This is a genomic window from Streptomyces sp. DT190, from assembly GCF_049846985.1.
Taxonomy (GTDB): Bacteria; Actinomycetota; Actinomycetes; order Streptomycetales; family Streptomycetaceae; genus Streptomyces.
In genome coordinates this window covers 1-498 of record NZ_JBNCNM010000078.1, presented here as the reverse complement: position 1 = coordinate 498, position 498 = coordinate 1, and the positions used below count along the sequence as shown (strand labels likewise).

1 pseudogene is annotated in these 498 nt (G+C 72.5%); it reads left to right on the top strand.

The features are described 5' to 3' along the window. Positions 1-498, top strand: a pseudogene (locus tag ACPXCS_RS39680) (hypothetical protein); the annotation flags it as partial.

Here is a 498-nt window from a genome sequence, read left to right as displayed (position 1 = left end):
GGCGTACTGCTCCTGGAGCGCCTCTCCGACGCCCGGCGCAACGGGCACCCCGTGCTCGCCGTCATCCGCGGCTCGGCCGTCAACCAGGACGGGGCGAGCAACGGCCTGACCGCCCCCAACGGACCCTCCCAGGAACGCGTCATCCGACAGGCCCTGGCCAACGCCCGCGTCATGCCGGCCGAGGTCGACGTGGTCGAAGGACACGGCACGGGTACGACCCTGGGAGACCCGATCGAGGCCCAGGCGCTGATCGCCACGTACGGCCAGAACCGGCCCGAGGACCGGCCGCTGTGGCTGGGCTCCCTCAAGTCCAACATCGGCCACACCATGGCGGCCTCCGGTGCCGCCGGTGTCATCAAGATGGTGATGGCCCTGCGGCACGGGATGCTGCCGAAGACGCTGCACGTGGACGCGCCGAGCCCGCACGTCGACTGGACGGCGGGCGCGGTGGAACTGCTGACCGAGGAACGCCCCTGGCCGGACGCGGGCCGTCCACGC